The sequence below is a fragment of the Frigoribacterium sp. PhB24 genome, from assembly GCF_003755185.1.
Taxonomy (GTDB): Bacteria; Actinomycetota; Actinomycetes; order Actinomycetales; family Microbacteriaceae; genus Frigoribacterium.
The window spans coordinates 861,310-883,792 of sequence record NZ_RKIC01000009.1; the positions used below are offsets into that span (position 1 = coordinate 861,310).

Here is a 22,483-nt window from a genome sequence, read left to right on the forward strand (position 1 = left end):
GAACACGTGTTCGAATATCGCGTAGGGTGTCGGCATGAGCATCCCCTTCACCGCCTCACTGCTCGACGGCCTGTCCGACGGCCCCGACCTCGCGCCGCTCGTCGGGCGCGTCGACCACCTCGACCTGGGCGAGGGGGCCTGGCTCGACGTCGTCCCGGGGTGGGCGTCGAACTCCGACGCCCTCTTCGAGCGCCTCGTGACCGTCGTGCCGTGGCGGGCCGACCGGCGGCAGATGTACGACCGGGTCGTCGAGGTGCCGCGGCTGGTCTCGTCCTACGGCGCGGGCGAGCCACTGCCCGACCCCGTGCTGGCCCGGGCCCGCGACGATCTCAACACCTACTACGCGGCCGAGCGCGGCGCGACCGTCGAGCAACGGTTCGACCGGGCGGGTCTCTGCTTCTACCGCACCGGTGACGACAGCATCGCCTGGCACGGCGACCACGTCGGGCGCACGATCGACCGCGACACGATGGTGGGCATCGTCTCGCTGGGGGCGCCCCGGACGCTCGCGGTGCGTTCCCGGTCGACGGGCACGACTCGTCGGTTCCCCCTCGGCCACGGCGACCTGCTCGTCATGGGCGGCAGCTGCCAGCGAACCCACGAGCACGCGATCGCCAAGACCAAGAAGGCCGTCGGGCCCCGCATCAGCGTGCAGTTCCGCCCCGTGTGGCCCACCTAGACCACCACCTACCGGCCGATCCGCCGAACGGACCACGAGGCCGTCGCTCGTATGCTGTGCAAACGATCGACGACGAGGTGGACGAGAATGCCGGCAACCCGTGACGACGTGGCACGCCTGGCAGGCGTCTCGTCGAGCACCGTCTCGTACGCCATCAGCGGCCGACGGACCATCTCCGCCGCCACCCGGCGCCGCGTCGAAGCGGCGATGGCCGAGCTGAACTACACGCCCAACGCGTTCGCCCGTGGTCTGGCGGGTGCCCGGGGCGGCATCCTCGCCCTGCACTGCCCGTACGGTCGTCGTGGCGTCACGTCGTCCGAGTTCGAATACGTCGCGGCGGCCACCGACCGGGCGAGAGAGCGGGGGTACCACCTGCTGCTGTGGTCCAACCCCATCGACGACGTCGAGGGACTCGGCAGCCTCGTGAGCGAGGGACTGGTCGACGGGGTGATCCTCATGGAGCTCACCGCCCGCGACGACCGTGTCGCCGTCCTGTCGCGGTCGCGCCTGCCGTTCACCAACATCGGACGCCCTGACGACGCCGAGGGACTCTGGTTCGTCGACGCCGACTACGAGTCGCTCGGCCTCCAGGCCGTGGCCCACGTCGCCGGACTCGGGCACCGCGACGTCTTCTTCCTGAGCCAGGCGATCACGGCACCCGAGCGGGGCTCCGGTCCACTCAGCCGTGCCACGGTGGCGCTCCATGGGCCTGCGGCGCGTCACGGAGTCATGCTCGAGACGCACCTCGCCGACAACTCCGTGCCCGGTGGCCGCGCGGCCTACGAGTCCTTCGCCGCGTCCCGCCACGCGCCGACCGCCGTCATCGCGTTCAACGAGATGGCCCTCGCGGGTTTCGTGCAGGCCGCGGCGGCAGCCGGTCGGTCGATCCCGGCCGAGCTCACGGTGGTCGCCCTGAGCATCGGCGACCTCGCCGCCGAGATGACGTCACCCCCGCTGACCACGGTCAACCCGCCGGGCAGCGAGATCGCCGCGGCGGCCGTCGACGACCTGGTCGATCGGATCGAGGGCGCCCGACACGAGGCACCCCAGGTCGTCGTGCGACCGCGGCTGACGATCCGGGGCACGTCCGGCCCCGCCCCGGCCCGAGGTCGTCCTTAGCAGACGCGGTTGCGCGCCTCCTGCGAGTGTGTGACACTCATCGTCGACGCGCGTCGACGACGATGCGCGGCGGACGATGCCATCGACAGCACGAGGGTCGTCCGCTCTTGCGACTCAATGAGGAGAAACCAATGCGAGCATCCCTGCACCGCCGCTTCACGGGGCCCCTGGCCATCCTGGCGGCGTCCAGCTTCCTCCTGGCCGGGTGCTCCGGCTCGGCCGACCCCAACGACCCGAACGCCGGCGGCGGCGGGGCCGGTGACGTCGGGACCGCCGACGGCGTGGTCAACGTCTACGGCACGATCAACGGCGACGAAGCGACCCTGCTCGAGAAGTCGTGGGCCGACTGGGAGAAGGCCAACGACATCGACATCAAGTACACGGGCGACAAAGAGTTCGAGAAGCAGATCGGCATCAAGGTCCAGGGTGGCGACACCCCCGACCTCGCGATCTTCCCCCAGCCCGGCCTGCTGGCCGACACGGTGGCCTCGGGCAAGGTGCAGGAGCTGCCCGCCGATGCGCTCGCCAACGTGAAGGAGGGCTGGTCCGAGGACTGGCAGAAGTACGGCCAGGTCGACGGCAAGCAGTACGGCGCCCCGTTGATGGCCAGCGTCAAGGGCTACGTCTGGTACTCCCCCGCGAAGTTCGAGGAGTGGGGCGTCGAGGTCCCCAAGACCTACGACGATCTCGTCGCGCTGTCGAAGACCATCCAGGAGAAGACCGGCGGCCCGTCGTGGTGCGCCGGCTTCAACTCGGGCGAGGCCTCGGGGTGGCCCGGGACCGACTGGGTCGAGGACCTCGTGCTTCGCGAGGCCGGCCCCGACACCTACGACTCGTGGGTCGCGGGTGACACCGAGTTCACCGATCCCGAGATCAAGGCGGCGTTCGACTCGGTCGGCGAGATCCTGCTCGACCCGAGCCTCGTCAACGCCGGCTACGGTGACGTGAAGTCGATCAACTCGACGGCCTTCGGCGACGTCGCCACCAACGTGGCGAACGGCAGCTGTGCCCTGACCCACCAGGCCTCGTTCTTCGAGGGCTTCCTGACCGCGGCGAACAACGCGAGCGGTCAGCCCGCCACGGTCGCCGAGGACGGCGACGTCTGGGCCTTCCTCACCCCGCCGATGAAGGAAGGTGACCCGGCAGCGGTCACCGGCGGTGGAGAGTTCGTCGCCGCGTTCTCGAACGACGACGACACCGCCAAGGTGCAGGCGTACCTCGCCAGCGCCGACTGGGCCAACAGCCGCGTCTCGCTGGGCGGCGTCATCTCGGCCAACAAGGGCCTCGACCCCGAGAACGCCGGCAGCGACCTGTTGAAGGGCGCCGTCAAGATCCTGCAGGGCACCGACACCCAGTTCCGCTTCGACGGCTCGGACCTGATGCCCAAGTCGGTCGGTTCCGACAGCTTCTGGAAGGGCATGGTCGACTGGATCGACGGCACCGACACCGACTCGGTGCTCAGCGAGATCCAAGCCGGCTACACCTCGTAACACCCGCGCCGCAGGGGCCACCGCATGCCGGTGGCCCCTGACCCCGCGCCCGCTCGCCGCCTCGGGCGGCGGCGGCGGGCCGCGTCCTGCTCGGACCCGAACGTGAAAGGACAGAGATGTCCAGCTTCTTCCAGTGGTTGGCGGGAATACCGCCCCTGGCGCAGATCCCCTTGATCCTCGTCGCCTTCACCGCCCTCGTGGCCGTGGTGCTCGTCTTCGTCGAGTTCGCCCCTCGTCGAGGCCCCCAGTACACGATCATCCGGCTGGCCGTCTGCGTCGTCGTCCCCGTGGTCGTCCTCCTGGCCTTCGGCCTCTACAACTCGGTCATCTGGGTCGCCGCCATCGCGGCCGTCCTCGGCGGCGGGCTGTTCCTGCTCGACTACCGGTCGAAACGTGGCGCCGGGTACTCGCTGCAGCTGATCGCCTTCATGACCCCCGCCGTGTTCTTCCTGGTCATCGGCCTCATCTACCCGACGATCACCACCGCAGGTCAGGCCTTCATGAAGAACGACGGGTCGGGCTTCGCCGGGCTCGACAACTTCGTGTGGGTGTTCACGAGCCCCGACGGTCTCACCGCTTTCGGCAACACCCTCGTCTGGGTCCTGCTGGCCCCGATCACCGCCACGGGGATCGGCCTCGCCTACGCCGTGTTCATCGACAAGAGCCGCGGGGAGAAGTTCCTCAAGCTGCTCGTCTTCATGCCGATGGCCATCTCGTTCGTCGGCGCCTCGATCATCTTCAAGTTCTTCTACGACATCCGGCAGGGCGAGCAGATCGGTCTGCTCAACGGCGTCCTCGTCGCCTTCGGCGGCCAACCGGTCGACTGGTTGGGGCTCGAGCCGTGGAACACCCTGCTGCTCGTGATCGTGCTGATCTGGACCCAGGCCGGGTTCGCGATGACCGTGCTGTCGGCGGCCATCAAGGGCGTTCCGGCCGAACAGCTCGAGGCGGCCTCACTGGACGGCACGAACGGGTTCCAGGCGTTCCGACACATCACCGTCCCCGGCATCCGCACGACGATCATCGTCGTGCTCACCACCATCTCGATCGCCTCCCTCAAGGTCTACGACATCGTCTCGGCCATGACCGGCGGACGCAACGACACGACGATCCTCGCGTTCGAGATGGTCCGGCAGTTCCAGCTCGGCAGCCGCACCGGTTACAGCTCGGCTCTCGCGGTCATCCTCTTCGTGCTCGTGCTGCCGATCGTCATCTACAACGCCCGCCAGATCCAGAAACAGAGGGAGATCCGATGAGCGCCACCCCAACCCCCATCGGGGTCGCCGTCGGCTCGAGCACCGAGAGGCAACTGAAACGCGGTGCCGCCCGGATCGAGGGCTCGAGCGGCAAGCTGAAACGCGGCACGACCAGTCGTGGTGCCACGATCGCCGCCCTGATCATCGCGGTCGTCTGGACGCTGCCGACGGCCGGCCTGTTCATCTCGTCCTTCCGGCCGGCGAACGACATCAAGACCACGGGCTGGTGGACGGTCTTCGCCAACCCCGGGTTCACGATCGACAACTACGTCAACGCCCTGAACTCGGGCGACAGCCTCACCCTCGGCAAGGCGTTCCTGAACTCACTGGTGATCACGTTGCCGGCGGCGCTGATCCCCATCACCATCGCGAGCCTCGCGGCCTACGCCTTCGCCTGGATCGAGTTCAAGGGTCGCAACACGCTGTTCGTCCTCGTCTTCGCCCTGCAGATCGTCCCGATCCAGATGGCGCTCGTCCCGTTGCTCCGCCTGTTCTCGGACGGTCTGCGCATCGGCGGCCTGTACATCCTGCCGGGGCTCGGGGTGAACGGGCTCGACGGTTCGTACGCCAAGGTGTGGATCGCGCACACGATCTTCGCCCTCCCGCTGGCCATCTTCATGCTGCACAACTTCATCTCGGAGATCCCGGCCGAGGTGATCGAGGCCGCCCGAATGGACGGCGCCGGTCACGGGCAGGTCTTCTTCCGGATCGTGTTGCCCCTGTCGATGCCGGCGATCGCCTCGTTCGGCATCTTCCAGTTCTTGTGGGTCTGGAACGACCTGCTCGTGGCCACCGTGTTCACGTCCGGGCAGGGGCTACCGATCACGAAGGCCCTACAAGACCTGTCGGGGTCGTACGGACAGTCGTGGGAGCTGCTCACGGCCGGGGCGTTCATCTCGATCATCGTGCCGCTGATCGTGTTCTTCGCCTTGCAGCGGTTCTTCGTCCGCGGCCTGTTGGCGGGTGCCACGAAGGGCTGACCCACCACGCATCACACGAGACCGCCCGGCCCGCGCCAGGCGGTCTCGTGCGGTGTGAGGGGATACGAAAAAACCGCCAGACCGGAGGCTGGCGGTTTTCGTCAATGCTGGTGACCCCAACGGGATTCGAACCCGTGTTACCGCCGTGAGAGGGCGACGTACTAGGCCGCTATACGATGGGGCCGTATTTGCAACTCGTCGAGTATGCCACACCGCGCCAGTCCGTCACAAATCGAGGCACCGGCGAGCCGAGATCGACCCGCCGACGCGCGTACAGTCGCTCTCATGCGCCTCACGAAGCTCGAACACGCCTGCCTGATCCTCGAGAAGGACGGGCGCAAGCTCGTCGTCGACCCCGGATCGTTCACGGCCCCCCTGATCGGCCTGCACGACGTCGATGCCGTCGTCGTGACCCACGAGCACGCCGACCATTGGACTCCCGACCAGCTGTCGCACCTGCTCGCGACGAATCCCGAGGCCACCGTCTACGGCCCGGCCGGCGTGGCCACGGCCGCCGAAGGCTTCGACGTGCACGTCGTGGCCGAGGGCGACACCGTCGAGGTCGGCCCCTTCACGCTCGCGTTCTACGGATCGCGGCACGCGGTCATCCACGAGAGCATCCCGGTCATCGACAACGTCGGCGTGCTCGTCGACGGCTCGCTGTTCTACCCGGGCGACCAGTTCACGGTGCCGCCGGTGCCGGTCGACGTCCTCGCGGCCCCCGTCGGGGCGCCGTGGCTCAAGGTGGCCGAGGTGATCGACTACGTCGCGGCCGTCAAGCCCCGACTGGCCTTCCCCACCCACGAGCAGACCCTCTCCGCGCCCGGACTCGCCATGCACTTCGACCGCATGAAGGCCTCCGCGCAGTCGGTCGGCGGGGACGCCGTCAAGCTCGAGGCGCACGAGTCGCTCGACCTGTAGGCCCAGGGACGACGGCCACTCCCCCGACGACGAACCGCCCCTCCCCGGCCACGGCCGGGTGAGGGGCGGTTCGTCATGGCGTGCCGCGACTACAGCGTGACGTCGATCTCGCGCAGCACCTGGGCGTCGATGGCGACGCGCACCTTCTCGACGAGTTCGTCGGGTGCGGGGCTGTCGATGGTCAACACGCTGAGGGCCTGGCCACCCGCGCTCCGACGGGCGATCTGCATGCCCGCGATGTTGATGCCGGCGTCGCCGAACTCGCGCCCGTAGACGGCGACGATGCCGGGGCGGTCGGTGTAGACCATGACGAGGTGGTGGGCCGCGATGGGGACCTCGACGTCGTAGCCGTTGATCTCGACGATCTTCTCGACCTGCTTCGTGCCGGTGAGCGTGCCCGAGACCGAGATCCGCGAACCGTCGCTCAACGAACCGCGCAGGGTGATGACGTTGCGGTACTCGTCGCTGGTCGGGTCGGTGAGCAGCCGCACGGTGATGCCGCGCTGTTCGGCGAGGAGCGGTGCGTTCACGTAGCTGACCGACTCGCTGACGATGTTCGTGAAGATGCCCTTGAGAGCCGCCAGCTTGAGCACGCTGACGTCGTACTCGACCAGGTCGCCCCGGACCTCGACGTCGACGCTCGTCAACGGGCTGTCGGCCAGACCCGAGAACACCTGACCGATCTTCTCGACCAGGGGGATCCCGGGACGCACGTAGGGGTCGATGACTCCGCCGGCCACGTTGACCGCGTCGGGCACCAGTTCGCCCCCGAGCGCGAGTCTCACCGAGCGGGCGACCGAGACGCCCGCCTTCTCTTGGGCCTCGTCCGTCGAGGCACCGAGGTGGGGGGTCACCACGACGTTCTCGAGACCGAGCAGCTTCTGGTCGACCGGGGGCTCCTTGACGAACACGTCGAGGCCGGCGCCGGCGATCTCGCCCGTGGTCAGGGCCTCGTACAGCCCGTCTTCGTCGATGAGACCGCCGCGGGCGACGTTCACGACGAACGCGGACTTCTTCATGGCCTTCATCTGCTCGAGGCCGATCATGCCGGTGGTCTCGGGGGTCTTGGGCATGTGGATCGTGACGAAGTCGCTCGTGGCGAGCAGGTCGTCGAGCGACAGCAGCGTGACACCGAGCTGCTGGGCGCGGGCCGGCGTGACGTAGGGATCGTAGGCGACGACGTTCACGCCGAAGGCCTGCAGGCGGGCCGTGATCAGGGCACCGATGCGGCCGAGGCCGACGATGCCGACCGTCTTCTCGTAGAGCTCGACGCCGGTGTACTTCGAGCGCTTCCACTGCCCCTGCGCCAGGGCGGAATGCGCCGCCGGGATGTGACGCGCGAGGCTGAGGATGTGCCCGACCGTCAGCTCGGCGGCCGAGATGATGTTGGACGTGGGCGCGTTGACGACCATGACCCCGGCCGTGGTGGCCGCCTTGATGTCGACGTTGTCGAGCCCGACGCCCGCGCGAGCGACGACCTTGAGCGAGGGGGCGGCGGCGATGGCCTCGGCGTCGACCTGCGTCGCCGACCGCACGAGGATCGCGTCGGCGTCGGCCAGGGCGGTGAGCAACGCGGGCCGGTCGGTGCCGTCGACCGATCGCACGTCGAAGTCGGGCCCGAGGGCGTCGACGGTTGCGGGTGACAGTTCTTCAGCGATCAACACGACGGGCTTGGCCACGGGGCGGACGTCCTTCTCTGGGAGGTGTTCGGGGAGGGGCCGCGACGCGCCGTGGGCGCGGCTGCTGACGACTCTATCGACTCGTGCGGATTGTTTCGTCCCCATGACGCAGGCTCGGGCGGGCCGCCCCGACGACCCGACCCGCGCCTCCTGGGCCCGCTCAGACGGTCGTGACGTACGCGGTGAGGGTCAACGACACCGCTGCCACCAGCCCCAGGGCGGCGAGCAGCGCCAGCGTGAACCGCCACAGCTCGCGACGGCGACCGATCACGACCGCGACGACGAAGGCCACGGGCGGCACGACGACCCCGACGATCAGCGGCACCCACGGCGGCGACACCACGAGACCGTCGAGGCCGTTCTCACGGTAGAAGTCGTTGTTCTGGGTGAACACCTGCGGCACCAGCACGAGGTTCGAGATCGCCTCGAACAGGTCGAAGGCGAAGAAGACGGCGAAGACGATCGCGACCGCGAGGTAGAAGAAGAAGGAGGCGCGGCCGGTTTCGCTCGCGTCGCCGGCCGTCACCGAGACGGCGTCGGGCTCGTGGCCGCTCATGCGGAGCCTCCGATCACGAGGGGCCACGGGGCCACGAGGAGCGCCCCGACGGCCATCCAGGCGAGACGGCGACCGGTGCGATCGACGGGGACGAGCGCGATGACCGCCACGAACCACGCGAGCGGGGCCACCACGGCGAACAGTTCGCCGAGGTTCCACATGAGCGACGAGATCGCGTCGGTGAACGGGTTCGTGAAGTCGCCCACGGCCACGATCCAGCCCGCGGACCAGAGCAGGAACACCCCGCCGAGCACGCCGTGCACGACGAGCGAGGCCGAACTCATCACGGCCGGGCCGTCGTCGACGTCGTCCTCGTCGGCGCCCGGCTCGCCCAGGTCGCCGTCGAGCTCGTCGTCGGGACCGTCGGACCCGCGACTCCGGCGCCGACGCACGGCCGGTGCGGGCCCCTCGACGTGGCTGCTGTCGGCCTCGTCGCCCCAGTTCAGCGCGTCGTCCCCGTCGCCGCCGGCCGACGCCTGCGGCTCGGCCGGCGTCATGCCGTGAGCTTGGACGAGACCGCCGCGAGCAACGCGGGGAACAGGGGGTGGTCGTCCTGGACGCCCGTCAGCGTCCGCGTCAACTCGTCGGCCGCGAGGCCCGAGCTCAGCAGCGACTGCAGCTCGACGCTCTCGACGTCGTCGGGCACCGAGAAGTCGAGGGCGGCGCGGACGGCGCGGACGAGGGCGGCGTAGGGCAGCCCGCGCTCGGCCGCCTGGGCCGCGGGACCGACGAACCGCTCGTGGCGGCTGAGCTTGCGCAGCGGGTTGCGGCCCACGCGCTCGGTGGTGTCGGGCAGGTGCGGGTTGGCGATGCGGACGAGGTTCTTCTCGATGTAGGCCTGTTGCGCGTCCGCGGCGAGCTCGTGCTTGGCGACCAGCAGGCCCTTGGTCTCGGCGAGCACGCCACGGACCTCGGCCATGACCTCGGCGTCGTCGAGCGCCTCGCGGATGCTCGCGAGCCCCTTGCGGAACCCGTGGTAGGCCGCCGCGGCGTGGGCGGTGTTGACCGTGAAGAGCTTTCGCTCGATGAAGGGCTCGAGGTCGGCCACCCAGGTGACGCCCTCGATCTCGGGACGGTGCTCGCCGAACGGCGTGCTCTCGACCACCCACTCGAAGAACGACTCGATGGTCACGTCGAGCGTGCCACCTGCCTGCTCGGGCACGATGCGGTCGATGGCGCAGTTCGCAAAGACGGCGTTCTCGGCCGGGTCGTGCTCGCGGACGGCGGTGGCCAGCGAGTCGGTCGCGTTGATGGCGTTCTCGCACGCGATGACGGCGAGCGGGGCCAGGTCGACCGACCGCCGGGCGAGGCCCTTGGCGATGACCGGGGCGACGAACGGCAGGATGCGGGCGCCGACTGCCGTCGTGACGACGTCCGCCGTGGCGATCTCGGCGACGAGGGCCGCCTCGTCGGTGCGGCTGTTGATCGCGCGGTAACCGTCGACGACCGTCGTGCGGCTGTCTTCGCCCACCTCGTGCACCTCGAACGAGGACTGCGACTGCAACGCCCCGATCAGGTCGTCGTTGACGTCGGCGAAGACGACCTCGTAACCACTCGCGTGGAGGAACTGGGCGACGAAGCCCCGACCGATGTTGCCGGCGCCGAAGTGCACGGCCTTCTTGCTGTGAGCCATGCCTTAGATCATGCCACGAGGTCACCGGGCGGACCGACGGCGAGAGGGCCCCGCACCGGGTGGTGCGGGGCCCTCTCGGGTGGTTCCGGTACGGCGACGGGTCAGCGCGCGGCGCTGCCGTCGACGTAGTCGGTGTCCTGCTGCTTCCAGGCGAACAGGGCACGCAGCTCTTGGCCGGTGGCCTCGATCGGGTGCTCCTCACCCTTCTTGCGCAGCTGCTGGAACTCGGGGGCTCCGGCGTCCTGGTCGTCGATGAACCGCTTGGCGAACGCACCCGACTGGATGTCGGCGAGCACGGCCTTCATGTTCTCTTTCACGTCGGGGGTGATGACGCGGGGGCCCGAGACGTAGTCGCCGTACTCGGCGGTGTCGGAGACGCTCCAGCGCTGCTTGGCGAGGCCGCCCTCCCAGATGAGGTCGACGATCAGCTTGAGCTCGTGCAACACCTCGAAGTAGGCGATCTGCGGCTGGTAGCCGGCTTCGGTCAAGGTCTCGAAGCCGTACTGGATCAGTTGCGAGGTGCCGCCGCAGAGCACGGCCTGCTCGCCGAAGAGGTCGGTCTCGGTCTCTTCGGTGAAGGTGGTCCTGATGCCACCGGCGCGCAGCCCGCCGATGCCCTTCGAGTACGACCAGGCGAGGTCCCAGGCCGAACCCGAGGCGTCGTTCTCGACGGCGACGATCACGGGCACACCACGACCGGCCTCGAACTCGCGGCGCACGGTGTGGCCCGGGCCCTTGGGCGCGACGAGCAGCACGTCGACGCCCGCGGGGGCCTCGATGTAGCCGAAACGGATGTTGAAGCCGTGGCCGAACACGAGGGCCTTGCCGTCGGCGAGGTTCGGCGCGATGTCGTCCGCGTACACGTGCCGCTGCACCTGGTCGGGAGCGAGGATCACGATGACGTCGCCCCAGGCCGAGGCCTCGGCGGGCGTCTGCACGACGAAGCCGGCCTCTTCGGCCTTGGCACGGCTCTTCGAGCCTTCTTTCAGCCCGACGACGACCTCGACGCCGGAGTCGCGCAGGTTCAGCGCGTGGGCGTGGCCCTGCGAGCCGTAGCCGATGACGGCGACCTTCTTGCCCTGGATGATCGACAGGTCGGCGTCGTTGTCGTAGACGATTTCAGTCACGGTGAGGTTCTCCTTGGGTGGTGACGGTGGGGTGTCGAGGCGAGGAGGCACGGTGCGCGACCCCTCGCGGGTTCAGTTCTTGAAGACGCGGTCGGTGATCGACTTCGCGCCGCGGCCGATGGCCAGCAGGCCGGACTGCGAGATCTCTTTGATGCCGTAGGGCTCGAGGACGCGGAGCAACGCGGTGGTCTTGCCGGTGTCGCCGGTGACCTCGATCACGAGGGCGTCGGTCGCGACGTCGACGACCGAGGCACGGAACAACGTGACCGCCTCGAGGACCTGGGACCGCGTGGTGTTGTCGACGCGCACCTTGATCAGAAGGTGCTCACGCTGCACCGACTGCGAGTAGTCGAGCTCGACGATCTTGATGACGTTGACCAGCTTGTTCAGCTGCTTGGTGACCTGCTCGAGCGGGAGTTCCTCGACGTCGACGACCACCGTGATGCGGCTGAAGCCCTCGAGTTCGCTCTTGCCCACGGCGAGGCTCTCGATGTTGAAGCCCCGCCGGGCGAAGAGACCCGCGACGCGGGTCAGCAGACCGGGCTTGTCCTCGACGAGGAGGCTCAGGACGTGGCTCATGCGTGCTCTCCGGTCATGTCGCCGTCGCGGGTGGTGTCGGACGCGCTGCTTCCGGGCGCCTCGTCGTCCCATTCGGGGGCGAGAGCGCGGGCGTGCTGGATCTCGGAGTTCGAGACCCCCTGCGGAACCATCGGCCAGACCATGGCGTCGCGGCTGACGACGAAGTCGATCACGACCGGACGGTCGTCGGTCGCCAGCGCCAGTTCGATGGCGGCGTCGATCTCGTCCTCGCGGGTCACACGGATGCCCAGCGCCCCGTAGGCGTCGGCCAGCTTGACGAAGTCGGGCACCATACGCGTGTCGTGACCGGTGTTGAGGTCGGTGAACGAGTGGCGCCCCTCGTAGAAGAGCGTCTGCCACTGGCGAACCATGCCGAGCGACGAGTTGTTGATGACCGCGACCTTGATCGGGATGTCGTTGATGACGCAGGTCGCCAGCTCTTGGTTGGTCATCTGGAAGCAGCCGTCACCGTCGATGGCCCAGACCACGCGGTCGGGCTGGGCGACCTTGGCCCCCATGGCGGCCGGAACCGAGTAGCCCATCGTGCCCGCGCCTCCGGAGTTCAGCCAGGCGTGAGGACGTTCGTACTGGATGAACTGGGCGGCCCACATCTGGTGCTGCCCGACGCCGGAGGCGTAGATCGCCTCGGGGCCGGAGAGCTGCCCGATGCGCTGGATGATCGCCTGCGGCGAGAGCAGGCCGTCGTCGGGCTCGGTGTAGCCGAGCGGGAACTGCTCGCGGAGCCCGTCGAGGTGCTCCCACCAGGCGGCGATGTCGGGCCGCACGCCACCCGTCACCTCGGCGAACGCGCTCGTGAGGTCGGGGATGACGACCTTCGCGTCCCCGACGATCGGTACGTCGGCGATGCGGATCTTCGAGATCTCGGCCGGGTCGATGTCGACGTGGACGACCTTCGCGCCGGGCGCGAACAGGTCGGCCTTGCCGGTGACGCGGTCGTCGAACCGGGCACCCAGGGCGATGATGAGATCGCTCTCTTGCAAGCCGAGCACGGCGGGGACGGTGCCGTGCATGCCGGGCATGCCGAGGTGCTGCGAGTGGGTGTCGGGGAACGCTCCGCGGGCCATCAGCGTGGTGACCACGGGTGCCCCGGTGAGCTCGACGAGGGCCTTCAGCTCGTCCGACGCCCCGGCACGGATGACGCCGCCACCGACGTAGAACACGGGCCGCTTCGCGTCCGCGATCATCTGCGCGGCCGCGGTGATCTGCTTGCCGTGTGCCCTCGTGACCGGACGGTAGCCCGGCAGGTCGACGACGGGCGGCCAGACGAACGGGGCGCTGTTCTGCTGGGCGTCCTTCGTGATGTCGACGAGTACCGGCCCGGGACGACCCGTGCTCGCGATCTGGTAGGCCGCGGCGAGCGTGGCGGGGATGTCTTCCGGCTTGGTCACGAGGAACGAGTGCTTCGTGATGGGCATCGTGATGCCCACGATGTCGGCCTCTTGGAAGGCGTCGGTGCCCATCAGGGTGGAGAAGACCTGTCCGGTGATGGCCAACAGGGGCATGCTGTCCATGTAGGCGTCGGCGATGGCCGTGACGAGGTTCGTCGCACCGGGGCCGGACGTCGCGATGGCGACGCCGACCCGACCCGACGCGGCCGCGTAACCCTCGGCGGCGTGGCCGGCACCTTGCTCGTGGCGGACGAGGATGTGCCGGATGGCCGTCGAGGCCATCAGCTCGTCGTAGAACGGGATGATGGCGCCGCCGGGCAGCCCGAACACGTCGGTCACACCGAGGTGCTCGAGGGACTTGAGGATGGCACCCGACCCGGTCAGCACGGGAGGCGCGGTGGGCGCCCCGACGGACGCGCCGGAGGTCGGCCGGGCCGTCCGTGTCGCGGTGCCGGGCGTGGGGGTGGACTCTGCAGGCATCAGTGCCGGTTCCCTGTTCGTGGTCGGTGATCGATGGTGACGGTGCGGGACGCGGCCGTGCACGGGGGTGCGACGACGCGTCGGCTCGGTCCTGGGGCGGGAGGCGTCAGTAGGTGACGGCGCCCTCGGCCGCGGATCGGACCTGGCGTGCGTACTTCGCGAGGACACCGCGGGTGTAGCGCGGGGGAAGCGGTGCCCAGCCGTCTCGGCGGGCGTCCAGCTCAGCGGCGTCGACGAGTAGGTCGATCGAGCGAGCGGCGATGTCGACCCGAATCAGATCACCATCGCGCACGAAGGCGATCGGACCGGAGTCGACCGCTTCGGGTGCTATGTGGCCGATGCACAGGCCGGTTGTGCCGCCTGAGAATCGTCCGTCCGTCAAGAGTAGTACATCTTTTCCGAGCCCGGCGCCCTTGATGGCCGCGGTGATGGCGAGCATCTCACGCATGCCCGGGCCGCCCTTGGGCCCCTCGTAGCGGATGACGACCACGTCGCCGGCCTCGATCCGCCCCTCGGTCAGGGCGTCCATCGCGCCGCGCTCGCGTTCGAACACCTTGGCCGGACCTTCGAACACCGAGGCGTCGAAGCCGGCCGTCTTGACCACGGCGCCTTCAGGAGCCATCGAGCCGCTGAGGACGGTGAGACCGCCGGTGGCGTGGATCGGGTCGTCGAGGGTCCGCAGCACCTCGCCGTCGAGCGGCTTCGGCTTGATGGACTCGAGGTTCTCGGCGACGGTCTTGCCGGTGACGGTCAGGCAGTCGCCGTGCAGCAGACCGGCGTCGAGCAGCGCCTTCATGACGACGGGCACGCCGCCCATCCGGTCGACGTCGTTCATGACGTACTTGCCGAACGGCTTCAGGTCGCCGATGTGCGGCACCTTGTCGCCGATGCGGTTGAAGTCGTCGATGGTCAGGTCGACCTCGGCCTCGTACGCGATCGCGAGCAGGTGCAGCACGACGTTGGTCGAGCCGCCGAACGCCATGGCCACCGCGATGGCGTTCTCGAACGCCTTCTTGGTGAGGATGTCGCGCGTCGTGATGCCCTGACGGAGCAACTCGACGACGGCCTCGCCCGAGCGGTGGGCGAAGTAGTCGCGACGACGGTCTGCCGACGGCGGGGACGCCGAACCGGGCAGGCTCATGCCGAGGGCCTCGGCCACGCTGGCCATGGTGTTCGCGGTGTACATGCCGCCGCAGGCACCCTCGCCCGGGACGATCGCGCACTCGATGGCCTTGAGGTCGTCGTCGCTCATGTTGCCGGCCTTGTGGGCACCGACCGCCTCGAACGAGTCGATGATCGTGACGTTCTTCTCGGTGCCGTCGCTGAGCTTCACCCAGCCCGGGGCGACGCTGCCCGCGTAGAGGAACACGCTGGCGAGGTCGAGCCGGGCCGCGGCCATCAGCATGCCCGGCAGCGACTTGTCGCAGCCGGCGAGCAGCACCGAGCCGTCGAGTCGTTCGGCGTTCATCACGACCTCGACGCTGTCGGCGATCACCTCGCGGGAGACGAGCGAGAAGTGCATGCCCTCGTGGCCCATCGAGATGCCGTCGGAGACCGAGACGGTGCCGAACTGGAGGGGGTAGCCGCCTCCGGCGTGGACGCCCTCTTTGGCGCCCTGGGCCAGACGGTCGAGCGACAGGTTGCAGGGGGTGATCTCGTTCCAGCTGCTGGCGATGCCGATCTGGGGCTTGCTCCAGTCTTCGTCGCCCATGCCGACGGCACGGAGCATGCCTCGTGACGTGGTGGCCTCGACGCCGTCGGTGACGACGCGGCTGCGGGGTTTGATGTCGATCCCGTCCGGGGTGGGCTTCTCTGGCATGGGTCGAGTTTAGGGCGTGACCGCGCCCGTGCCGTCCACCGTCACGGTCGGCTTCAGAGCTCCCCCGGCTCCCCCGCCGTCTGACCGCCCGTTCGCGCGCGACGACCCTCGTGGTCGCGAGCCTCGTCGTCGCCCTCTCTGTCGTCGAGTCCCGAGGAATCGCCCACCCGGTCCATCTCGACCGCCAGCGCGTCGGCCGACCCGACGGGCAGATCGGACACGTCGAGATCGGCGACGTCGCCCTCGGTGGTCTCGGCGATCTCGCCCGCGGCCCGGGCCACGGCGTCGTCGAGTTCGTCGACGACCAACTGGTCTCGCAACAGGTCTCCGTTCCGGTACCCCGCCCGGCCGATCATGTGCGCCGAGATGGGCGCCGTGAGCATCTGGAAGACGAGGACGACGAGCAGGGACGCGATCGTGCCGATCGTGTGCTGGTCGAGGGCGATCGCCGCCAGGACCAGGATGAGGCCGAAGATCTGCGGCTTGGTCGCGGCGTGCATGCGCGACAGGGCGTCGGGGAACCTGAGCAGGCCGATCCCGGCCGCGAGCGAGAGCAGCGCGCCCGCGATCAGCATGACCGAGGCGGCGACGTCGTAGACCGTCTCGGGGATCACGACGGGTCCTGCTTCGAGACGTAGCGCGCCACCGTGATCGAGCCGAGGACGGCCGTCAACGCGAGGGCGAGAATGACCGGGATGGTCCGGGTGTGCCCGTTGAAGACCATGTCGGCGGCGAGGACACAGATCAGGGTGGTCAGCAGCATGTCGGACGCGATCATGCGGTCGAGGATCGACGGCCCCCGCACGATGCGGATGACCGAGGCGAGCCCGGCGAACGCGAACAGGGCTCCGACGACGTAGGCGACGACGGTCACGAGGGGCCTCCTTCGTGGGACGAGGACGGGCTGACCGGTTCGTGGACCTCGGCGGCGGCCGGGGTGCCCTCGGCGATGCGACGTCGATCGTCGTCGCTGCCGAGCACCCGGACGAGCCGGGCTTCGACGACCAGGACGCCGTCACGGACACCCTCGACACCGGCCAGGTCCTCGACGGCGAGGGCGTGGAGGTAGAGGATCGACCGCTCGCGGTCGGCCTCGACCACGAGCGAACCGGGCACGAGCGAGATGGCCTCGGCGACCAGGGTCATGATGAAGTCCGACCTCGTGTGCAGCTGGACCGCGACGATGGCGTTCGAGTCGACCCCGCGTGGCCGCACGGCCTGCCAGGCGACGATGACGGAGGCGCGAACCAGGTCGACCACGAAGTGCGCCAGGAAGACCACGGCGTACCACACGTTGAACCGACCGCTGAGCTCGACCGGCGGCAGGAAGAACACCCGCGTCACGAGCAGCGCCACGGCGACGCCGGTCACGAACGCCAGGACGGTGAACTGGTTCCACAGGGCCATCCAGAGGACGACCAACCCGACGAGCAGGGGCAGTTGACGCGCGAGGCTGCGGCCGACCTCGCCGCGGGTGGGACGACCGGTCACGGGGCGCTCCCTTCGTCGGCGGAGTCGGAGGCCGGTTCGGGCTCGGGCGACGACGGGTCGGAAGTCGTCTCGCCCTGGCCCTCGGGGAAGACCGTCCGCACGTAGTCGTTCGAGCCGTAGACCCGGCCCGCCGCGCGCTCGGCGACGCCGTAGAGCGGACCGGCGGCGAACGTCAGGGCGAGGGAGACGAGGACCATGCCCGCAGTGGCACCCACCATCGTGCGTGGGTTGGTGCGACGTCGTTGGACGGCCACCCGACCGGGGGCTTCCTCGAGGTGCTCGGTGAACGGCGACTCGTGGTCGTCGACGTCCGCCTTGGGACGCCAGAACGCGAGGTTCCAGGCCCGCATCAGGGCGTAGAGCGTGAGCAGGGACGTGAGCGCCCCGGCTCCGATCAGGACGTAGACGAGCGGGTCGTCGAGCCGGGCCCCGGCCTCGAACAGGGCCACCTTGCCGATGAACCCCGAGAACGGTGGGATGCCGCCGAGGTTGAGCGCCGGGATGAAGAACAGGACGGCGACGAGGGGCGCCGCCTTGAGGAGGCCGCCCAGGCGGGTGATCGACGCCGTGCCACCGCGGCGTTCGATCAGGCCGGCCCCGAGGAAGAGGGTCGTCTGCACCGTGATGTGGTGCACGACGTAGTAGATCGTCGCCGCCAACCCCTCGACGGTGCCGAGGGCGATACCGAAGATCATGTACCCGATGTGGCTGACCAGGGTGAACGAGAGCAGACGCTTGATGTCGGCCTGGGCCACCGCGCCGAGGATGCCCACGATCATCGTCAACAAGGCGATGATCAGCAGGTAGACGTTGACGTTGCTCTCGACGAAGAGCACGGTCTCGGTGCGGATGATGGCGTAGACGCCGACCTTCGTCAGCAGACCCGCGAACACGGCGGTCACGGGGGCGGGAGCCGTCGGGTACGAGTCGGGCAGCCAGAACGACAGCGGGAAGATCGCCGCCTTGATACCGAACGCCGTGAGCAGCATGACGTGGATGATCGTCTGCACGTCGGGCGGGATGGTGTCCATCTTCTGGGCGATGTCCGCGATGTTCACCGTGCCGAGCGCCCCGTAGATCATCGCGATGGACGCGAGGAACAGCACGGACGACACCAGGCTGACGACGATGTAGACCACACCGGCCCGGATGCGCTGCTCGGTGCCGCCGAGGGTGATCAGCACGTAGCTGGCCACCAGGAGGATCTCGAAGCCCACGTAGAGGTTGAAGAGGTCACCCGCGATGAAAGCGTTGAACACGCCCGTGGCGAGGATGAGGTAGGTCGGGTTGTAGATCGAGACCGGGGCCTCGCCGTCCCCGTCGGCCTGGCCCTGGCCGACCGAGAACACGAAGACCGCCAGCAGGACGATCGACGAGATGCTGAGCATGAGCGCCGCGAGGCGGTCGACGACGAGCGTGATGCCGAACGGTGCCTGCCAGCCGCCCACCTGCACGGCGATCGCCCCCTGGGTGTCGACGACGACGAGCAGCACCAGGCTGATGACGACGACGAGGGCCAGGGCGACGATCGAGACGACGGCCTGCAGTCGGGGTCGCCGACCGGCGATCAAGGCCGCCGCGGCACCGAGCAGCGGGATCAGGACGACGAGCGGCACGAGGTAGCTGGTGGTCATACTCGGTGCCCTTTCTCGTCGTGGTGGGATCGGTCGTCGCGAGGCAGCGGGTCGTCGGCCGGGACGGCCGCCTCGGCACGGCTGCCGAACTCGCTGTCGCCACCGGCTTCGTCGTCACCGTCGCCCTGCTCGGACTCTTCTTCGGCCGGGACGCCCCGACGCCCGATCTCGAGGTCTTCGGCGTCGTCTGCGAGGGTGTCGCCCTGGGCGAGTCGCCACGACCGGTAGATCAGCGCGAGCATGAAGGCCGAGATGCCGAAGGTGATGACGATGGCCGTCAGCACGAAGGCCTGCGGCAGCGGATCGGCGAAGTCGGCCGGATCGGCCTGACCGTCGACCACGGGGGCGGCGCCGCGTCGGCCGGACATGAGCAGGATGAGGATGTTCGTGGCGTTGCCGACGAGGAGGAAGCCCAGCAGCACGCGGGTCATGCTGCGCTCGAGCAGCAGGTAGACGCCGCAGGCGTACAACGCGGCCATGACGACGATCAGGACGAGGGAGACGCTCATGCGCGACCCCGCTCGGTCGGGGGCGTACCGGCGACGGACACGGGGAGCGACTCCTCTTCGGGCTCGGACACCTCGCTCGGGTGGCCGAACGCGTCCTCTTCTTCTTGGCGGTCGACCTCGGCCCCGAGACTCCGGAGCACGTCGAGGACGAGCCCGACGACGACCAGGTAGACGCCGACGTCGAAGAACGTCGAGGTCACGAACTCGACGTGGCCGAGCAACGGCACGTCGCCCTCGAACCAGGTCGACGTCAGGGCGTCGACGCCGAAGAAGAGCGGGACGAGGGCCGTGGCGGCCACCGTCAGGAGACCGGCGCCGAGGAGCTTGCCGGCGTCGAGGGGTGCCGCGGCGCCGAGCTCGTACCGGCCGCCGGCGAGGTACCGGGCCACGAACGCGAATCCGGCGATCAGACCGCCCGCGAAGCCGCCGCCGGGCGTGTTGTGCCCGGCGAAGAGCAGGTAGATCGAGACGACGATGATGGCGTGGAAGATGAGTCGCACGACCACCTCGAGCAGGATCGAGCGGTTCTGCGGCGCGAGCTTGCGTCCGGCCAGCAGCCATGCGCGGCGGTCGCCCTCGTCGCTGTCGCCGATCTGGGCGGTCGATCCGTGGACCGGCACGACGGGGGCCGGTTCACGCACGGGCCGGACCCGTGCCAGGAACCGCTGGGCGCGCGTGCGCCGCTCGGGCCGGGGCAGCACGTCGGTGCGGGAGGTCAGGAAGACCAGGCTCGCCACACCGGTGGCGGCGACGATGAGGACGGCGATTTCGCCCATGGTGTCCCACCCGCGGATGTCGACCAGCGTCACGTTGACGACGTTGCGCCCGTGCCCCCCGTCGACGGCGAGTTCGGGGAAGGCGCCCGAGATCGTGGGGACGGAGCGCGCCCCCAGGGCCACGACGGCGATGGCGGCCATGACGGACCCGACCGAGATGCCGATCACTGCCCGGATCGCCCGGTGCGTGCGACCGTTGCGCTCGCCCAGCCGGGCCGGCAACCGACGCAGCACGAGGACGAAAGCGATGAGGGTGATGGTCTCGATGAGGGCCTGCGTCAGGGCCAGGTCGGGGGCCCCGTGCAGCGCGAAGAGCGCGGCCATGCCGTAGCCCGTCACGCCCACGAGGACGACGGCCTGGAACCGCTTGTTCGAGAGTGCCGACGCGATGGCACCGATGATCATCAACCCGCCGATGGCGAGTTGCGCCGGGTAGTCCCAGAGCACGGCGCTGGTCGGCCAGCTGCTGTTGAGCGCGAGCGTCACGATCGACGAGGCGATGAACACGACGAGGATCGTGGCCAGGTAGAACGGAAGCGAGCCGCGCTGCGTCGTCGCGGTCGTCCGCGACGCCGTGCGGTCGATGGTCGCCATGATGCGCACGTACCCGTCGGAGGCGCGGGGCAGGAACGAGACGGCCTTCTGCAGTTGCGAGACCCTGTCTCGCTGCCAGAACAGCAGTCCGCCGACGACGAGTGAGATCGCGGTCAAGCCGAGGGCGGGCTCGAAGCCGTGCCAGAGCGCGAGGTAGTAGGGCTCGTGCTCGCCCGGCCCCGCGGGCAGGGTGTCGGCGTAGCGCGCGAACACCGGACCGACCTGGTACGAGACCAGGCCGAGCACGAGACCGGCGACGGCGAGGACGATCGGCGACGCGAGGAAGTCGACGTGCTCACGCACGAACTCGACCGGCTCGACGCCCTTCTTGCGGCCGAACGCCCCCCAGAGGAAGCGCAGGCTGTACGCGGTGGTCAGGATCGAACCGATGACGACGCCGACCAGGGCGACGACGCCCCAGGGCGACCCGGTCACGGCGTCGTCGTAGAGGGCGGTGAGCACGGCCTCTTTCGCGACGAAGCCGAAGGTCGGTGGCACGCCCGCCATCGAGGCGAGTGCCAGGACCGTGACCACGAGGAGGACGGGGGCCTGTCTGCCCAGCCCGCAGAGCTTGCGGAGGTCTCGCGTGCCCGTGCGATGGTCGATGACACCGACCACCAGGAAGAGCGTCGACTTGAACAGGGCGTGGGCGACGAGCAGGGCGAGGCCGGCGAGAGCCGCGTCGCGGGTGCCGAAGCCGACCACGATCGTCAGGAACCCGAGCTGGCTCACCGTGCCGTAGGCCAGGACGAGCTTCAGGTCGTGCTGCCGGAGTGCGCGGTACCCGCCGAGGATCATCGTGACCACCCCGACGGTCACGATGATCTCTTGCCAACCGGGCTGATCGTGGTAGCCGGGGGCGAGGCGGGCGACGAGGTAGATGCCCGCCTTGACCATGGCGGCGGCGTGCAGGTAGGCGCTGACCGGCGTCGGTGCGGCCATCGCGGCCGGGAGCCAGAAGTGGAACGGCACGAGTGCCGACTTCGAGAGGGCCCCGACGAGCACGAGCACGACGGCCACCGTGACGACCGTCCCCGTGGGCGGCTGCTCGACGAGCTGCGACAGGGAGCTCGTTCCGCCCTGGACGGCGAGGACGACGAGGCCGACGAGCATCGCGAGCCCACCCGCGGTCGTGACGATGAGAGCCTGCAAGGCGGCGCCACGACTGGCCTGCTTCGCCGTGTAATGACCGATCAGCAGGTACGAGAAGACGCTCGTGGCCTCCCAGAAGACGAACAGGACGAAGACGTCGTCGCTCGTCACCAGGCCGTACATGGCTCCGGCGAACGCGACGAGCACGGCGGCGAATCGGGCGCGTCCGGCCTCGTCGCGCTCGAAGTACCGTGCACAGTAGACGAGCACGAGACCACCGACGCCCGTCACCACGAGCGCGAGCACCCAGGCGAGCACGTCCATGCGCAACGTGAGCGAGATGGCCAGCTGGGGAATCCATGGCACGGCCTCGGTGGGCACCTCGCCCGACAGCACCGCGGGGCCCTGGAGCGCCGTGTAGACGAAGGCGGCGAACGGCACGACGGACGACCAGAGGAAGAGCGAGCGGCCCAGGCGACCGCCGACGCAGGCCACGACGACGGCCGCCACGGCGAACGCTGTCAGGGCTACGATCACGGGGACCTCCGTCGGCAGGCGACCTCGTCGAACCGGCTCGGCTGAGCGGTGGCGGGGAGTCGCGGCGGGGGGTCCAGACTACCTTGCGGTCACCTGGGAATGCTCAGATCGGGCCGTCACGCC

Annotated in this window: 20 protein-coding genes and 1 tRNA gene; 6 read left to right on the forward strand and 15 right to left on the reverse strand. The window is 69.2% G+C overall.

All coding sequences use genetic code 11. The features are described from left to right. The first annotated feature begins 34 nt into the window (after nucleotides 1-34). From EDF50_RS04540 to EDF50_RS04560, 5 genes are all read left to right on the forward strand, one after another. Entirely contained in the window at nucleotides 35-679 is a 645-nt protein-coding gene (locus EDF50_RS04540; protein ID WP_123518306.1) for an alpha-ketoglutarate-dependent dioxygenase AlkB, read from the forward strand. An 87-nt stretch (nucleotides 680-766) separates the two neighbouring features. After that, on the forward strand, nucleotides 767-1,798 hold the full coding sequence (locus tag EDF50_RS04545) for a LacI family DNA-binding transcriptional regulator (protein WP_158612624.1): 1,032 nt from the start codon (nucleotides 767-769) through the stop codon (nucleotides 1,796-1,798). A 131-nt stretch (nucleotides 1,799-1,929) separates the two neighbouring features. Then, nucleotides 1,930-3,288, forward strand: a complete 1,359-nt coding sequence (locus EDF50_RS04550; RefSeq protein ID WP_123518308.1) for an ABC transporter substrate-binding protein — start codon at nucleotides 1,930-1,932, stop codon at nucleotides 3,286-3,288. Nucleotides 3,289-3,404: 116 nt separating this feature from the next. Beyond that, complete coding sequence (locus tag EDF50_RS04555) at nucleotides 3,405-4,544, forward strand: carbohydrate ABC transporter permease (RefSeq protein ID WP_123518309.1); 1,140 nt, start codon at nucleotides 3,405-3,407, stop codon at nucleotides 4,542-4,544. After that, complete coding sequence (locus EDF50_RS04560) at nucleotides 4,541-5,524, forward strand: carbohydrate ABC transporter permease (RefSeq protein WP_123518310.1); 984 nt, start codon at nucleotides 4,541-4,543, stop codon at nucleotides 5,522-5,524. Before EDF50_RS04555 ends, EDF50_RS04560 begins: the two co-directional genes overlap by 4 nt. Before the next feature lie 108 nt (nucleotides 5,525-5,632). On the opposite strand, the gene EDF50_RS04565 is transcribed toward EDF50_RS04560, so the two are convergent. After that, nucleotides 5,633-5,708, reverse strand: a tRNA-Glu gene (locus EDF50_RS04565). 101 nt (nucleotides 5,709-5,809) lie between these two features. On the opposite strand from EDF50_RS04565, the gene EDF50_RS04570 reads away from it, so the two are divergent. Then, nucleotides 5,810-6,445, forward strand: coding sequence for an MBL fold metallo-hydrolase (locus EDF50_RS04570; RefSeq protein ID WP_123518311.1), 636 nt, complete (start codon nucleotides 5,810-5,812; stop codon nucleotides 6,443-6,445). Between the two features lie 89 nt (nucleotides 6,446-6,534). On the opposite strand, the gene serA is transcribed toward EDF50_RS04570, so the two are convergent. The 14 genes from serA to EDF50_RS04640 form a co-directional block, all read right to left on the reverse strand. Continuing rightward, nucleotides 6,535-8,124 (reverse strand): phosphoglycerate dehydrogenase, encoded by a 1,590-nt coding sequence (serA, locus tag EDF50_RS04575; protein WP_123518312.1) that lies wholly within the window; start codon nucleotides 8,122-8,124, stop codon nucleotides 6,535-6,537. Nucleotides 8,125-8,284: 160 nt separating this feature from the next. Further along, nucleotides 8,285-8,680 carry a hypothetical protein gene (locus EDF50_RS04580; RefSeq protein ID WP_123518313.1) on the reverse strand — a complete coding sequence of 132 codons (396 nt, stop codon included), beginning with the start codon at nucleotides 8,678-8,680 and terminating at the stop codon, nucleotides 8,285-8,287. Then, nucleotides 8,677-9,177 (reverse strand): hypothetical protein, encoded by a 501-nt coding sequence (locus tag EDF50_RS04585; protein ID WP_123518314.1) that lies wholly within the window; start codon nucleotides 9,175-9,177, stop codon nucleotides 8,677-8,679. Before EDF50_RS04585 ends, EDF50_RS04580 begins: the two co-directional genes overlap by 4 nt. Continuing rightward, nucleotides 9,174-10,313, reverse strand: a complete 1,140-nt coding sequence (locus EDF50_RS04590) for a mannitol-1-phosphate 5-dehydrogenase (RefSeq protein ID WP_123518315.1) — start codon at nucleotides 10,311-10,313, stop codon at nucleotides 9,174-9,176. Before EDF50_RS04590 ends, EDF50_RS04585 begins: the two co-directional genes overlap by 4 nt. Nucleotides 10,314-10,414: 101 nt before the next feature. Next, nucleotides 10,415-11,440 (reverse strand): ketol-acid reductoisomerase, encoded by a 1,026-nt coding sequence (ilvC, locus tag EDF50_RS04595; protein ID WP_123518316.1) that lies wholly within the window; start codon nucleotides 11,438-11,440, stop codon nucleotides 10,415-10,417. A 72-nt stretch (nucleotides 11,441-11,512) separates the two neighbouring features. Next, nucleotides 11,513-12,019 carry an acetolactate synthase small subunit gene (ilvN, locus tag EDF50_RS04600; protein ID WP_123518317.1) on the reverse strand — a complete coding sequence of 169 codons (507 nt, stop codon included), beginning with the start codon at nucleotides 12,017-12,019 and terminating at the stop codon, nucleotides 11,513-11,515. Further along, nucleotides 12,016-13,908, reverse strand: a complete 1,893-nt coding sequence (locus EDF50_RS04605; RefSeq protein WP_123518318.1) for an acetolactate synthase large subunit — start codon at nucleotides 13,906-13,908, stop codon at nucleotides 12,016-12,018. The genes ilvN and EDF50_RS04605 overlap by 4 nt, the downstream gene beginning before the upstream one ends. 106 nt (nucleotides 13,909-14,014) lie before the next feature. Then, nucleotides 14,015-15,727 (reverse strand): dihydroxy-acid dehydratase, encoded by a 1,713-nt coding sequence (ilvD, locus tag EDF50_RS04610; RefSeq protein WP_123518319.1) that lies wholly within the window; start codon nucleotides 15,725-15,727, stop codon nucleotides 14,015-14,017. Nucleotides 15,728-15,780: 53 nt separating this feature from the next. Next, nucleotides 15,781-16,341 (reverse strand): monovalent cation/H(+) antiporter subunit G, encoded by a 561-nt coding sequence (gene mnhG / locus EDF50_RS04615; protein ID WP_233570306.1) that lies wholly within the window; start codon nucleotides 16,339-16,341, stop codon nucleotides 15,781-15,783. After that, on the reverse strand, nucleotides 16,338-16,601 hold the full coding sequence (locus EDF50_RS04620) for a monovalent cation/H+ antiporter complex subunit F (RefSeq protein ID WP_054145652.1): 264 nt from the start codon (nucleotides 16,599-16,601) through the stop codon (nucleotides 16,338-16,340). Before EDF50_RS04620 ends, mnhG begins: the two co-directional genes overlap by 4 nt. After that, nucleotides 16,598-17,218, reverse strand: coding sequence for a Na+/H+ antiporter subunit E (locus EDF50_RS04625; protein ID WP_123518320.1), 621 nt, complete (start codon nucleotides 17,216-17,218; stop codon nucleotides 16,598-16,600). Before EDF50_RS04625 ends, EDF50_RS04620 begins: the two co-directional genes overlap by 4 nt. Then, complete coding sequence (locus EDF50_RS04630; RefSeq protein WP_123518321.1) at nucleotides 17,215-18,852, reverse strand: Na+/H+ antiporter subunit D; 1,638 nt, start codon at nucleotides 18,850-18,852, stop codon at nucleotides 17,215-17,217. The genes EDF50_RS04625 and EDF50_RS04630 overlap by 4 nt, the downstream gene beginning before the upstream one ends. Next, nucleotides 18,849-19,361 (reverse strand): Na(+)/H(+) antiporter subunit C, encoded by a 513-nt coding sequence (locus tag EDF50_RS04635; RefSeq protein WP_123518322.1) that lies wholly within the window; start codon nucleotides 19,359-19,361, stop codon nucleotides 18,849-18,851. Before EDF50_RS04635 ends, EDF50_RS04630 begins: the two co-directional genes overlap by 4 nt. Then, complete coding sequence (locus tag EDF50_RS04640; protein ID WP_123518323.1) at nucleotides 19,358-22,360, reverse strand: Na+/H+ antiporter subunit A; 3,003 nt, start codon at nucleotides 22,358-22,360, stop codon at nucleotides 19,358-19,360. Before EDF50_RS04640 ends, EDF50_RS04635 begins: the two co-directional genes overlap by 4 nt. Nucleotides 22,361-22,483: the final 123 nt, after the last annotated feature.